Annotated in this window: 6 protein-coding genes and 1 tRNA gene; 2 read left to right on the plus strand and 5 right to left on the minus strand. The window is 68.7% G+C overall.

Features of this window, described 5'->3' with window-relative positions:
* From recD to ACIA12_RS04940, 4 genes are all read right to left on the minus strand, one after another.
* Positions 1–1770: an exodeoxyribonuclease V subunit alpha gene (gene recD / locus ACIA12_RS04925; RefSeq protein ID WP_396365487.1), complete on the minus strand. Its 1770-nt coding sequence runs from the start codon at positions 1768–1770 to the stop codon at positions 1–3.
* A complete protein-coding gene (locus ACIA12_RS04930) occupies positions 1767–5063 on the minus strand; it encodes a UvrD-helicase domain-containing protein (protein WP_396365488.1) in 3297 nt (1098 codons plus the stop codon). The genes recD and ACIA12_RS04930 overlap by 4 nt, the downstream gene beginning before the upstream one ends.
* The gene (gene recC, locus ACIA12_RS04935) at positions 5063–8371 is read right to left on the minus strand and encodes an exodeoxyribonuclease V subunit gamma (RefSeq protein ID WP_396365489.1); all 3309 of its coding nucleotides are present in this window, start codon (positions 8369–8371) and stop codon (positions 5063–5065) included. The genes ACIA12_RS04930 and recC overlap by 1 nt, the downstream gene beginning before the upstream one ends.
* Before the next feature lie 166 nt (positions 8372–8537).
* Positions 8538–8622, minus strand: a tRNA-Leu gene (locus ACIA12_RS04940).
* Between the two features lie 90 nt (positions 8623–8712).
* Here ACIA12_RS04940 and ACIA12_RS04945 point away from each other — a divergent pair.
* Both ACIA12_RS04945 and ACIA12_RS04950 read left to right on the plus strand, forming a co-directional pair.
* Complete coding sequence (locus ACIA12_RS04945) at positions 8713–10041, plus strand: M20/M25/M40 family metallo-hydrolase (protein ID WP_396365490.1); 1329 nt, start codon at positions 8713–8715, stop codon at positions 10039–10041.
* A gap of 5 nt (positions 10042–10046) precedes the next feature.
* On the plus strand, positions 10047–10808 hold the full coding sequence (locus ACIA12_RS04950; protein WP_396365491.1) for an SDR family NAD(P)-dependent oxidoreductase: 762 nt from the start codon (positions 10047–10049) through the stop codon (positions 10806–10808).
* Positions 10809–10849: 41 nt separating this feature from the next.
* Here ACIA12_RS04950 and ACIA12_RS04955 read toward each other — a convergent pair whose 3' ends face one another.
* Complete coding sequence (locus tag ACIA12_RS04955) at positions 10850–14857, minus strand: S8 family serine peptidase (RefSeq protein ID WP_396365492.1); 4008 nt, start codon at positions 14855–14857, stop codon at positions 10850–10852.
* Positions 14858–14899: the final 42 nt, after the last annotated feature.

Here is a 14899-nt window from a genome sequence, read left to right on the forward strand (position 1 = left end):
TCAGTCGTTGCCGACCAGCCGTTGGCGGAGGCCTGTCGCGCGGCGGGCTCTGCGGCCGAGGGCCTGGCGGACGGCAGCCTCGGTACCTACGACCCGTACTCGTTCTTGGGCGCGGGTGATCGCTGTGTAGAAGAGTTCGCGAGTCAGCAGGCGGGATTCTTCGCCTGGCAGGAGGACCGTGACCTCGGTGGCCTGGCTGCCTTGGGCTTTGTGGATGGTCATGGCGTGCAGGGTTTCGATGTTGCCGAGTCGGCTGGGGGCGAAGTCGAGCCGGCCGCGGGAGCTGTCGATGCAGACTCGGAGGGTGCCGTCGGGGCGGCGGATGGTTACGCCGACGTCTCCGTTGTAGATGCCCAGAGCATAGTCGTTGGCAGTCACCAGTACCGGTCGGCCGACGTACCAGGTGTCCCAGAGGGGGTCCTCGGTTTCCTCGGTGATCCAGCGTTCGACGGTTCGGTTCCAGTGGCTGACGCCCCAGGGGCCTTCGCGGTGGGCGCAGAGGAGGCGGTGGCGGTCCAGCACGGCCAGGGCGGCGTCGGTGTCGCCTAGCTCGGCGGCTTCGCGGATTGCCAGTACGTCGGGGAGCAGCGTCGAGCGGAGGGCTTCGCGGGGGTCGTCGTCCTCGACGAAGCGGACCCGGTCGCTGCCGGCTCGTAGCACGTCGAGAACGACCTCCGGCTGGTCGTCCCGGACCGCCAGGGCCAGCTTGCCGATCTCGCCTCCGAAGCGATGGGACGTCCGCAGCTCGGCTGCCTCGGTGTGCCCGCCGGCGACCAGTCCGGCGACGAGGTCGGCGAGAACTGCCCCTGCTTCGATCGAGGCCAGTTGGTCAGGGTCGCCGACCAGGATCAGCCGCGCCCCGGGCCGGACCGCCTCGAGGAGCCGCGCCATCATTGTCAGCGAGACCATGGAGGTCTCGTCGACGACGATGATGTCATGTGGCAGGCGGTTGTCCCGGTCATGGCGGAACCGGGTCGACGAATCAGGGCGCCCGCCGAGCAGCATGTGCAGGGTCACGGCGTGGAACTCGCCGAGCCGGTCCCGGTCGTCCGGATCGAGGCGCTCGTTCATCTCGCGCCGGACTGCTTCCTCGAGGCGACCCGCCGCCTTGCCTGTCGGCGCGGTCAGTGCGATCCACGGGCGGCGATCCCCGGCGAGCTGCGCCTGCTCCGCGAGCAGGGCGAGCAGCCCGGCGACGGTGGTGGTCTTGCCTGTACCTGGGCCGCCCGTCAGTACTGTCGTCCACTGTCGAGCGGCCGTCTCAGCAGCGGTCCGCTGCTCGACGTAGTCCGTACCGGGGAAGAGCCGGTCAAGTCCCGCGAGCAGAGCGGCTTCGTTTGCGATCGACGGCGAGGGACGGCCGGCCCGGCGGCGAAGGTCCTGCTCGACTTGCTCCTCCTCTCGCCAGTACCGATCGAAGTACAGGCGGGTGTCCTCCAGGTGGAGCGGGTGCGGGGCGGCGAGCAGGGGACTGGCCCTGAGTGCCGCCAGCCATTCTTCCGGGGCGGGCCAGGCCAATTCCGCGCCGTCTTCACCGACCTCGTCCCGGACCTCGGTCAGGTCGAGACAGATGGATCCGGCCCGGACCGCGCGCGCCGTCAGCGCACAGGCGAGCGCGACCCATTGGTTGCCTTCAGCAAGCAGAGTGGTAAGCCGGGTGGCCACGTGGACGTCGCCGGTGACGATCACGCCGGCCCGGTTGAAGTCCCGCAGGACGCCGCTCGCACCGAGGGCCAGGGTCGAGTCGAACTCGTCGACGATGGTGGTCATGGCGCTCTCCCATCGAGCAGTTCGGACAACGCCAGCACGAGCGCCGGCGGCAACGGCCAGCTGAACACCCCTGCCGGGTGCCCGTCCACGTGCGGCGTCTCCGGTCCACACATCCCGCGCAGGTACAGGTAGATCACCCCACCGAGATGTACTTCGGGGTCGTAGCCCGGCAGCCGCCAACGGAGGTATCGGTGCAGTACCACCGAGTAGAGCATCGCCTGCAACGGATAGTCGGAGTGCAGCATCGCGGCGGCCAGCTCATCCGGCCCGTACTCCGCTGAGGTGGCAGGCTGTTCCGGGTCGCCGAGCCGGTTGGTCTTGTAGTCGACAACCACGAACCGCTGGCTCTCGCCGTGCCCAATACGCAGTACTAGGTCGATCGAACCGGAGAGGTAGCCCCGCAGACTCTGCTGACCGAGCAGCGGCTGTTCGAGCCGGTCGGCGTAGGTGAGGAGCGGATCGTCTGCCGGCAGGTGGGCGCGCAGGAGTGGCGCCAGCTGGGCCAGCCGTACGTCGGTCGCCACCGCATCGTCGCCGCCGGCCAGCGGGATCTCGAAGTCGAGTTCGCGGAGACGATCGGCGCGGCCCAGTTCGCCGAGGGTCAGGTTGGGAACAAGCGGACCGAGTGGCGTCCGGTGCAGCGGCAACATCGCGGTGGCCAACGCATCGGCGGTCACGTCGACCCGCCAGAATCGCAGCTGCTCGCGGATCCTTGCGGCCAACTCGGCGTGCAGGTCTGGCGCCTGTGGATCGGCTTCCTCCAGCACCGCGTGGACCAACGATCCGAACGTGGCTCCGGCCGGCAGTCCGTCCATCGGCGACGGGAGCGCGTCAGCCGGTGCGGACTCAGGCGTCGGCGCCGGATCGACGGACTCGTCCTCGAGCTGGCTCTCTTCGTGTTCGCTGGCGACGCCGGCAACCTGCTGGTCCGCTGCGCGGATCAGGCCGGAGTACGACGTACGCCGCCAGGCGAGGTCGACCTCGCGGGAGAAGCAACCGGTCGAGAGCCCACCGGGCAGCTCCTCGAGAACAGGCTCGACCTGCCCGGCGATGACCGAGTCCTCGATCACCGGACCACCGGCTTGCTGCCAGCGCCGGAGCCAGATCAGCACCTCGTCGTCGGAGGATGGCCGGTCCAACGTGTCGGGTACGACCGCTTCGCCTTGCTTGCGGCCCCGCAGCAGCCGCGAGATCCCGCCGTTGATCTCATCCCAGGATGGCGCCCACCAGGCCACGACCTGCGACTGTGCCCGGGTCAGTGCGACGTAGGTGAGCCGGATGTCATCGCCGGCCTCCTCGGCCCGCCAGAGTTTCTGGTTGGCTCGATGGCCACGGTGCCTCTTGCCGCCGAGGTCGAGGCAGCGTTCACCGTTCTGGTGGAAGACCAGCAGCTCGGTGTCCTCCACAACGTGGCGGGTGAAGCCGAACGGCAGGTAGACGACTGGGTACTGCAGGCCCTTGCTGACCCACACCGTCATGATCTGTACGGCGGCCGCGTCGCTGTCGAGCCGACGGGTCCGCTCCGTCGTGCGTCCACCGCCGCTGCACTCCTCGCGCAGCCAGTCGAGAAGGGCGGGCAGTCCGAAGCCTTCGCGGTGCGCGGTCTCGTGGAGCAACTCGGCCAGGTGCGCGAGATCGGTCATGTCGCGCTCGCCGCCGCGCCAGGCAAGTACTCGCTCGGTCATCCCGTTGATCTGCGCCGCCTCGAAGACGGCCGCGACGCCACTGGTTCGCAGCCGGTCCGCCCATGCTCGCAGGGTCTGTCCGGTCCGGTCGGTGAGCTCCTCGCCGCCGGCTCGCAGGCTTGCCGCCGTCTCCCCGAAGAACATCGTGGTCGCCGCGGCCCGGACCAGTCCGGAGCGATGCGGCTGCTCGAATGCCTCGAGCAGGCACAGCCAGTCCTTGGCGGCGTCCGACGCGAAGATGTCGAGGTCACCGGAGTAGACGGCAGGGATGCCGGCCCGGGCCAGTTCCTCCCGGCAGACCCGCGCGTCCTTGTGCGTCTCGACGATCACCGCGACGTCACCGGCGCGGAGCGGCCGGCCGTCGTACGTCGCTCCGGAGGCCAGCAGCCCACCGATATCCGCCGCCAGATCGCGAGCGATGTAGTCGCGGAGGTCATCCATCGGGATGCTCTTGCGCCTGGCCGAGCCGAACAGCTCCCGCTGCGCGACCCGGAGCCGGAACGGCGCGTCGGACGGTGCTCCGGCGAGCCGGCTGCCCTGATGGTGAGCGGCAACCGGGTGAACAACGATGCCGGGGTCGCCGAGCTCGGCGCCGCCCAGGACCACCTGGAGACAGTCGACCAGCGGCTGGTCGCTACGCCAGTTGGTGTCGAGGGTGCGGCGTTTCCCAGCGGTTGCCGCTGCCGCGAGGTACGTCGCGATGTCCCCGCCGCGGAACGCGTAGATGGCCTGTTTGGGGTCGCCGATCAGTACCAGGGTGCTGTGCCCGTTGAACGCGGCGTCGATCACCTTCCACTGCACCGGGTCGGTGTCCTGGAACTCGTCGACCATGACCACCGACCACCGGCGCTGCATCTGCTGCCGCGCTGGGGCATCGGGCTGCTCCAATGCGGCCGCGAGGCGGGTGAGCAGGTCGTCGTAGCCGAGAACGCCCAGGCGGCGTTTGCGGCGCTCCATCTCGGCCAGTACCGCGCGCGCGAACTCGACCCGCACGCCCTCCGGCGAGCCCTCGGCGTACTCGTCCGGAACCAGCTTGGTATGCGGGTTGCTGACCGCCTTGAGTGCGATCTCGAGGGCGGTCCCGCGCGTGATGGGCGGCTGGTCCGCGGAGGTCCCGAAGCGGCTGAGGTAGAGATCGTCGACCACCTCCGTGACGAGGTCTCTCAGGTCGTCGACCAGAGTCACGCCGGCATCGGTGTCACCGGCGACGCCGAGCGAGCGCAGTACGAGCTGGCAGAACTGGTGTGTGGTGGCGATGGTGGCCGCGTCGAAGTTGGCCAGCGCATCGCGAAGACGCGAGCGGCGCAAGGCGACTTCGTCCGTACTGCCGTGGACCAGGTGGCCGAGTATGCCCGGGTCGCCCTGCCAGCTCTCGGGATTGGCGAGCGCGAGTTCGGCGTCGAGCAGCTGGGTGCGGACGCGTTCGCGGAGTTCCTGGCTGGCCGCGCGGCCGAAGGTGATCAGCAGCATTTGGTCGAGCCTGGCCCGCCCCTCAGCCACAAAGCGGGTGACGAGCCCCGCCAGCGCATAGGTCTTGCCGGTACCGGCACTTGCCTCCAGGACGATGGTGCCGGTCGGTAGTTCTCCGAGTAGATCGAAGGGTTCCATCACGTCGTCGCCTGCTCGAAGCGAAGCATCGGTTCCCAGAGCCGGGCGGCATAGGCGCCGAGCCGGGTCGGCTCGCCTGGGCGCTCCTCATCGGGACGCGTCGGGTCCAGCAGTACGTCGAGCCTGGTGTGCGGGCCCCAGACCCGAACGTGCGCCGGGTCGGCGTTCTCCCCGTCGTACGCGCTCGGTCGCCAGCGCCGGCCGGCAGCCAATACCGGGTCGTCGCCGGTGCGGCGTGCCTCGTGCCAGGCGAGCGAGGTCTTGAGCGGAAGTGGAAGCGGCTCCCGGCGGCCGGCGTCGTAGATGGCGGCCAGGTCGGCAAGCAAAGTACGGGCTTCCGGCCCGACCGGCCCCAGGAGCCGACTCGCCGGACTGTTCCGTCCCCGTCCGATCACCAGTGCTGTCCAGTTGTGATCCTCGTCGTGGGCGGACAGGGCGAGCAGCTGGATCCATGAGGCCAGCAACTGTCTGGCGTCGAGCCGGGAGAATCCGACCGACACCAGCCGGTGGCCGTGGACACTCGGCACCGTGCCGGTGAGCCGCCGGCCGCCGCCGAGCTCGACATCCAGATCGAAGGCCCGCGGAGTCGTCAGTCGATGCTGATGGGCAGCGATCGCGAGTTGCTTGGCTTCGTCGCGTACGTCGGTCGCGGTCCGCCAGCCGAGCCGGCCGGGCGGCAGTGTGCCGCGTCGCCACTCTGCCTGCAGGGCGTCGTTCGGATTGACTCCGGCGAGCATGTCGCGGAGCAGCCGGTCGCCGACCGACCACTTCTGGAGGTTGTCGATCTCCACCGGCATCTCGTCAGAGAGGCCGTCGACCTCCCACGGCAGGGTCAGGTCGAGCGCCCGGAAGTAACCCCGCACGGGATGACGGAAGAACGCCAGGAGGTCGGCCAACGCGAGGTCCTCGTCGCTCGGCACCGCGAGTTGCCCGGCCAGAAACTCGGGTCGCGGTGGCCGGGTACCTGCGGCGGCCCGGGCTGCGACCAGCGCCGTCGGGTCGAAGGTGAAGGGCCCTGGCGTGCCGAGCCGGCCGGGTTCGAGGTTCTTGCGGTCGAAGGGCTGGAGCGGGTGTTTGACCAGGACTGATTCCCGGACGTTCGACTCGGTGGTGCGGTCAAGGACATCGAGCAGCTCGCCCAGTGGCACTGCGGGTGGGCGGCGCTGTCCGGAGTACTCGTTGGCGCCGGTATAGGTGATCACCAGTGACTCGGTGGCGGCGAGGATCGCGTCCAGCAGCAGTTGGCGGTCCTCGCTGCGGACATCGCGCTCGCCGGTGATCGGCGTCCTGGCCAGTACGTCGTCCCCGTCGGTCAGGCCGAACCGCGGAAAGACGCCGTCGTCGAGCCCCAGCAGACAGACCACGCGGTGGGGGACCGATCGCATCGGCACCATCGTGCAGACGGTCAGCGTGCCGGTCCGGAAGCTGGCGCGACTCGGTCGGCCGGCCAGATGACTGGACAAGAGGGCCCGGATATCGGGGAGCCGCAACGGTGTCTGAGCCAGCTGGCCGGCGTCGGCGGCGACCTCGGCGAACTCGCGGTGGACCTGGCTGAGCTGCCAGTTGTCGTCAGGCACCACCCGGGTCAGCTGATCGATGCCCGCGCGCAACGCGTCGAGCCAGTCCGCGAGCGGACGCGTGCCATCGAGTCGCTTGGTTGCCGCCTGCAACCGATCGACGTACTCGGCGAACCGGCCGGCCAGCTCGATCCGGGTGCTGCCGACGTCGTCGAGTGGCAGGGTCGTGTGGATCCAGGCGTGCGCGTCGGCCGACATCGTCACGCCGGCGAGGATCCGGTCGAGGCCGAATCGCCAGGTGTTCTGTGGATAGTCGGCCAGGCCGTACGGTGCGCGGTGGTCCTGATCGAACGCCCAGCGGACGCCCGACTCGCGGACCCAGGCCGTGATGGTGTCCAGGTCGTCATCGGTGAACCGGAAGCGACGGCGTACCGGCTCGGTCTCGGCCAGGTCGAGCAGTTGGCTGGCGGTGGCTCTGCTGCCGGCGATCCCGAGCAGTTGGGACGCGACTCCTAGCAGGGGATTGGTCTGGGTGAGCGACCGGTCGGCCAGTTGCACCCGCAGCCGATGCGCGGGGTGGCCGTCATTGCGGAGGTCTCCAAGGCCGAAGCGAGCGCTGATCAACGGCGCGTATGTCTCGATGTCGGGACACATGACGAGAATGTCGCGAGGCTCCAGCGTCGGGTCGGCTTGCAGCATGCCCAGCAGGACCTCGCGCAGTACATCGACCTGCCGAGCGGTGCCGTGGCAAGCGTGGACCTGAACGCTGCGGTCGCCGGTGGCCATTTGCCGGCCATCCGGGGCGAGGGTGTTTTCGCGTAGGTCGTCTTGTAGCCAGCCCAGCAGCGTGTCCGGTCCCGGTGGCGATGCCATGTGGCGATCGGCGGTCGGTACGGAGGCGAGGGTCAACTGGAGCTCACGGCTGTCGCGCCCGAGTGTCGCCAGAAGCGGATGATCGGCCTCTTGATGGCTGGTGTCGTCGGCGCGGTCACCGGTCGTGGTACGGGCTGACGTCAAGCGTTCCCAGAGGGCGTTGCTGGGGTGGGGGAGCCAAAGGTGTACGTCGCGGTGCTCGGCCAGCGCGGAGAGCAACTCGACCTCGGTGACCGGGAGCCGAGTGTGCCCGAACAGCGACAGTCGAGCCGGCAGGTCGACGGACTCTGGCCGATCGCGAAGCTGGGCGAGCGTGTCGGAGTGGCGAGTGTTCGGCGTTGGTGCACCTATCCGATCGACCAGTCGCCGCCAGAGCTCGGGCTGCCAGGCCAGATCGTCGTCGATCGCCTCACCGCGGCCATCGGTGTCGCGACCTTCGCTCCAGTCCGCGAGGAGAGCTGGCCGCTGCACGGCGTACGACGCAAACAGCCGCGCCAGCCGCGAGGCAACGGCGTACCTACGGCCCTGACGCAACTCGGCCTCGGCGCCGATCTCGAAATGGCCGAGGTGCCGGGCAACAGGCTCGCACCAAGCCTCGTCCAATGACTCGTCGATCACCGCCAGCAACGGCCAAGCCATCGCGTCCGCGGCCCAAGGATCGTCCTGGCCGAGATCAAGCAACACCGCCACCAGCGACCCCGGCGTCGCGAACCGGACCCCCGCGCAAACTCCGTCACCCCGCCCCGCACCGGCCCCCAGCCGACGCGCCAGCCGCTGAGACAGCCACCGCTCAACCCCCTTGGCCGGCACCACCACGAGCTCCTCGGCAAACGGATCGCCAAGAGGCACGGCAAGCAGTTCCCCCAGCCCATCAGCCAGCACATCCGTGCGCCCGGCCCGATGCAAATACAGAGTCACCGCCGCAGCATCCCACGCCCCGCCGACACCGGCTTGCTGCCGGGCCCCCACTGTCCCCGCCGACAAGCAGGAACCCACAGCCGCGCGAATCTTGACGAGACTGTTGCAATCCCTGTCACGCCCAGCAAACAAAAAAGCCGCCGACCTTTGGGTCTGCGGCTTGTTGTGTCCGAGGGGGGACTTGAACCCCCACGTCCCGTAAAGGACACTAGCACCTCAAGCTAGCGCGTCTGCCATTCCGCCACCCGGACGAGTGGTGTCTGCCGTTGTGCGGCGTCGACTGGAGAACCTTAGCAAACCCCACGGGTGTTTTTCACATCGGGTGCTGGCAGGGTGGGGGTATGACTTTTTCGACGCCCGGTGACCAGTCGTACACGCCTGATGCCGAGGTGGTGGAGCTGTGTAGTGAGTTGATCCGGTTCGACACCACGAACTACGGGAACGGGAAGAGCAACGGGGAGCGGGACGCGGCGGAGTATGTCGCGGCGAAGTTGGGGGAGGTGGGGATCGAGTCCACCATTTACGAGTCGGAGCCGGGCAGAGCCAGCCTGGTGGCGCACTGGGAGGGCGAGGACGCGACGGCGGAGCCGTTGCTGGTGCATGGGCATCTGGATGTGGTGCCGGCGGATCCGAAGGACTGGAAGGTTGATCCGTTCGCGGGGGAGATTTTTGACGGGTGCGTGTGGGGGCGCGGCGCGGTCGACATGAAGGACTTCGATGCGATGGTGATCTCGGTCGTACGGGCGCGGCAGCGGGCCGGGGTGAAGCCGCGGCGGCCGGTGCGGCTGGTGTTCACGGCGGATGAGGAGGCCGGCGGGCTGTACGGGGCTCAGTGGCTGATCAAGAACCATCCGGAGACGATCCAGGACTGCACCGAGGGGATCGGTGAGGTCGGCGGGTTCTCGGTGACGATGAAGGACGACCTGCGGCTGTACCTGATCGAGACCGCCGAAAAGGGTATGAACTGGATGCGGCTCAAGGCGCGCGGTACGGCCGGTCACGGGTCGATGGTCAACAACGACAACGCGGTGACGAACCTGGTCGAGGCGGTCACCCGGATCGGCAACCACGAGTGGCCGCTGCGGCTGACGCCGACCGTCAGGGAGTTCCTGAAGACGCTCGAGGACGTACTCGGTACCGAGCTCGATCCCGAGGACATGACCGAGACGCTGGCCAAGCTGGGCAGTTTCAGCCGGATGTTCGGGGCCACCCTGCGCAACACCGCGAACCCGACGATGCTCAACGCCGGGTACAAGGTCAACGTGATCCCCGGCGACGCCGAGGCGCATATCGACGGGCGGTTCCTGCCGGGGTACGAGGACGAGTTCTTCGCCACCATCGACGAGTTGCTCGGTGACAAGGTGCAGCGCGAGACGGTGATCGAGGACATCGCGCTGGAGACGAGTTACGACGGCCGGCTGGTCGAGATCATGAAGTCCGTACTGAAGGCAGAGGACCCGCAGAGCCGGACGGCGCCGCTGTTGATGTCAGGCGGTACGGACGCGAAGTCCTGGTCCCGGCTCGGGGTCCGTTGCTTCGGGTTCGTACCGCTGCAGCTCCCGCCGGATCTGGACTTCATGGGCATGTTCCACGGCATCGACGAGCGCGTGCCGACCGCCTCGCTCGAGTTCGGCTCCCGCGTCCTCGACCGATTCTTCACGGAGGCCTGACAACGATGGATCTTCAGCTGGCGGGGCTCAGGGCGTTGGTGACCGGTGGGACCAAGGGGATCGGGCACGCGATCGTCGAGGGTCTGGTGGCGGAAGGCGCCGCCGTCGCGTTCTGTGCGCGGACCGAGGCCGATGTGACGGCATCCGTCGAGAAGCTCAAAGCAGCCGGCGCGACCGTGAGCGGGCGGGCCGTGGACGTCGGTGACGCGGAAGCGCTCTCTCAGTGGGTACGCGACAGCGCGACCGAACTGGGTGGCATCGACGTCGTGGTCTCCAACGTGAGCGCCCTCGCGATCGGCGAGGGCGAGGAGTTCTGGCAGCAGAGCTTCCAGGTCGACATGTTGGGCACGGTCCGGCTGGTCAATGCCGCGATGCCGTACCTCGAGGAAAGCCGGGCGCCGTCGATCGTCACCGTGTCCAGCGTGTCCGGCCGGGAGATCGACTTCGCCGCCGGCGCGTACGGGACCTTCAAGGCGGCCATCGTCCACTACACCCAGGGACTTGCCTACCAGCTTGCGAAGAAGGGCATCCGGGCCAACTCGATCTCTCCCGGCAACACTTACTTCCCGGGCGGCGTCTGGGAGAGCATCGAGCAGAACAACCCCGAGTTCTTCCAGGAAGCGCTCGCCCTCAACCCAACCGGCCGGATGGCCCACCCCGACGAGATCGCCCGCGCCGCGGTCTTCCTGGCCAGCCCGGTGGCCAGCTTCATCACCGGCACCAACCTCGTCGTCGACGGCGCCCTGACTCGCGGCGTGCAGTTCTGATGGACGGGGAGCGGTATCACACTGCTCCCCGTCCACGCTGATCAGTAGGAGAACTGCTGGAGTTGGGTGCCGTCCGGGCTGTAGGTCCAGGCTGTCCGGGTGCTCGGGTCCAGTTGAAGAGAGGTGTCCTGTACGCCGTGCAGCAGGAGGCCGCCGCGGTTGGTGACGATCCCGGTGTTCAGGGTGCGGAGCACCTCTCCCGTACCGAGGTCGACGATCGCCACCTGGCTGGTCGCGTTGTTGTCCGAGATGACGCCCTGCTGCGCACCGAAATAGACGACGCCTTCCGGGGCCGCGAACGAGACCAGGGCGAGGTGATGGACACCGTCCACGGCGAGTGTGCTCGGCGTGCCCTTGCGCAACGCGAACCCGCTGCCGGCGGTCTGGGTCGTTTCGTCGTACGGCGTGAGCGTGGTGGTGGGCGCGATCTTCGTGCTGACCGACCCGGCCGCCAGGTTGTAGAGCGTGCCCGCGCCGTCCGAGGCGATGCCACGGCCGCAGGCGGACACCGATCCGGCCGTGGTCACCGTCCCGGCGTCGAGGTCGACCTTGGCCGGCGCCACCCCACCGAGGCAGATGATCGCGCTGCCGACCTTGCCGAGGAACACACTGCCGGTGGACTGGTCGAACTCCAGCAGGCTGTAGGTGCCGGCCGGGATCGTACCGTTGCCATCAGCAATGATCGCGGTTCCGACGGTGCCAGTGGCGAGGTCGACCGGGAGTACCGAGTCGACGTTGCCGGTGACGGCACGAACCAGCACCGCGGCCCGGTTGCGCTTGGCATCGACCCTTCCCGCAGCAATCCGGTACTCCGAAGCACGCAGTACCGACGTACCGACCAACGTGCCGGTCGCCGTGTCCCAGGTCTCGAGCTGGACGTCGCCACCTGCTTGGGCCGCGTGCGCGAGGAGTACTCGGTGGGGGGTCACCCCGATCACGTGGTAGTCGGAAGCGATGCCGGCGTCCGAGGTCAGTACCGGGCCGTAGTTGCCGGTCGCCGTCGAGTAGCGCCGTACCTCCGTACCACCGGCGACGGTGCGCAGGGCAACGACCGAATTGTTGCCAGAAGCAATGAAACTCAGGACCGTACTGCCGTCCGGCGCGCGACCGTCGTCGACGACCAGGTTCGAGACGGGTGACGCCTGGCCGGTGATGCGCTGCTTGCTGTCCACCGCCAGGACCCGAACGCTGTAGCTGGCGGAGGTGTTCAGGCCGAGCGACAGCGCGTTGAGACGGACGGTTCCCGACGTCGAGGGGAGCGTCCTGGTCGCTGCGGACGGAGTGTTCACTCCGTCGTGGTCCAGCGCCGTGCCGTTGGCGTTGGTGAAGGTGTTCAGCGAGTTGAACAGGGTCGGCGCCGTAGCGGAGAACTCGACGATCGCCGACCTCGCGCCGGGAACGTCGTGCACGTCGTAGCTCAGCTCGAAGGTGGGGGCGCTCCGGGTCACCTCGGCGGTGTGTACACCAGCAGCGAAGGTCGGTGCCTGCGGCCGGCTGAACTCGGAGCCGCCGTCGATCCGGATCGGGGCGAACTCGCCGTACTTGGTGAAGCTGGGGTTGCCTCCGTAGCCGGACAGGACGATGCCGATGCCATACAGGCCACCGCCGCCCTTGAACGCGTCGGCGGGAATGGTGACGGTGCCGGCCGACCCGGTCAGAGGCTGGTGCCAGCCCGCGGAGAAGATCGGCCCGAGGGACGGGTTCCAGTGGCCGACCGTGGAGACGACCAGTTCGGGAGCGGTCGCGGTGGTGACTCCGGTCAGGTCGTAGGAGACGGTGACCGGCTTGCCTTCCCGGGCGGTCGCCGGTGCGAGCGGCGCGGTGGACTCGACGTACCGGCCGTCGCTCGGGCCGACGGCCAGGGTGCGGTCGACAGCGGCCTGCACCGTGCCGTTGTCCAGCACCTCGAAGGTGAGGTCGACGTTGCGGTCGGTAGTGGAGGTGACCGGGAGCCCTGCGGCGGACAGAAGCTGACGGGGCGTCACCCTGATCGCCGGGGTGGTGGAGGAAAAGGTGTCTTTGCCGACGATGAGCCGGTACTGCGGATTGCCCCCGCGCGGCATGCCGGTGACGTCAGCGGCGAAGGTCACCGGACCGACCAGACCTTCGCCGTTGCCGCCGGAGGCCATGTCCCCGAGGTCGATCCGGTTCTGGTCGGTGGCCTCGACGAAGTTGCCGCCGAGGCCGGCCACGGTGACCCGATGGGCGATCGAGAGCCTGATGATCGAGAGATTCTTCAGCTTGCCACCCAGCGCCTTCTCGGTCGCGGCCGTCACGTCGATCTGCGGTCCGACCTGCAGCTTCCGGTCGATCTGCGGCGGGGTCTGGACCGCACGGCCGGTCTGCTTCAGCAGATCCCGGACCTGCTCGGGGCTCAGCCGATGACCGGCCAGCCGGCCGGCCTGGAGCACGACCGCGGCGGCTGCGGCGATCTCTGGCGCGGACGCGGACGTTCCACCGTTGAACACGGGAGCGACAGCTTGCGCGCTGCCGCCCGCCGAGTGCTGGAAGGCGATGATGTTGTCACTGGGCGCGGACAGGTCCAGCCGGCTGCCGAAGCCGGACGAGAAGGTGCCGAAGCCGCTGATCCGGGTCTCCGCGTACGGGCCGTTGGCGTTCGCCGGTACTGCGAGAGTGTCGTCCAAGGTGGTCCCACCGGCGGCGATCGCGCCGGAATCGGGAACCTCCGACGGGGTGGTGGTCATCGCGACGTCGTCGATCGTGGTCGCGGACGCGGTGTTGCCGGCCTTGTCGGTCGGAGTGCTGCCGCCGTCCGGGCCGACCGCGGCCGGGGTGTAGAGCCGGGTGCCGTCGTTGGAGGAGATCGACACCACGATGCCGTCCTGCTTGACGATCGAGGCGACCACGGAACGGACGTACGGGTCGTCCTCGAGATAGCGGCCCGGGAAGCCGACCGAGTCGGTGCCGAAGCCGAGGCTCGCGGTGATCACACTCGGCCGCGGCGTCTGGTGGGCGGCGGCCAGCAACGCGCCGGCGATCTGCCTGATCGTCGGCTCCTGCGGCACGACGAGCCGATAGTCGGCGCCCGGAGCGATCCCGAGCAGGTCGGTGTAGCCGGTGCCAGCGGCGTCCGCGCGCTGCTGATCGTGGGGCAGCGGTGCCATCACGCTGAAGTCGAGGAGTACCTCGCCGAGCAGGGGGTCCTGGTTCTTGGTCGAGCCGGCCGGGTCGAGTGAGCCGTCGGCGCCCGCGACGTAGGTGGGGATCAGCGGCATCGAGGGCAGATCGAGGTAGCGCCGGCCGTCCTTCAGGACCGTCGTCGGGCCGTACCCCTGCACATAGCCGTCGCCGGCATCGGCCATCGACTGGTCGGTGAGGTCGCCGACGGACACGTTGGTGATGATCTCGCCGGTGCCCGGCTGCTGGCCGAAGTTCTTCTGAAGGATGCTGTAGGCACCCATCGCGTTGACGCCACCGGCATTGAGGAAGGCCTGGGCGGAGTTCGACACGGCATAGTTCGACGGCAGCTCGGCGGAACCGGACGCGGGCAGCGGCTTAGAGGCAGGTGCTGGGTTCCCAGTTGCCGAGGCGGGCAGTGGCTGCGGTCCGGGGTTCATTGTGTTCACGTAGCGGTCCGGTTCGGCGTACGCGACTCCGGAGGTGTCTTGGAGGGCCCTGGCGACAGCCGTCGAATCCTTCTCGCGCACGTTGACCACATAGGTCCGCGTCGAGAGCGTGGGGAGGAGCGGCTGCAGGGAGGTGGCTCCCACCGCGCGCAGCTTGGCGTCGAGGGCCTTGTCGCTGGTCCGCGGGGCACGGGCGGCCAGCCGGTTCTGAGCAGGTCCGGCGAGCACAGGCCCGGTCACCGAGGTGTTCTGGTTCAGCGTGACCAGTACCTGCCCCGGTACTACGCCCTGACGCTGGGCGGGTGGCGTGGCTAAGTTGCCCAGCGGAGTACTGGCGGTGGGCGGCTGAGCAGGCGTGCTGGGTGCGGCGGAGGCAGTGGCGGAGCTGCCGGAGACGATGGTGGCTGTCAGAGTCAGCACGGTGAGAATCGCGGCGCCGTACCGGAACTGGGCATGGGGCATTGGCGGGCCCTTCGGATAGTACAGAGTGGTGAGGACTTGCAG

Source organism: Kribbella sp. NPDC051620, assembly GCF_044453825.1.
Taxonomy (GTDB): domain Bacteria; phylum Actinomycetota; class Actinomycetes; order Propionibacteriales; family Kribbellaceae; genus Kribbella.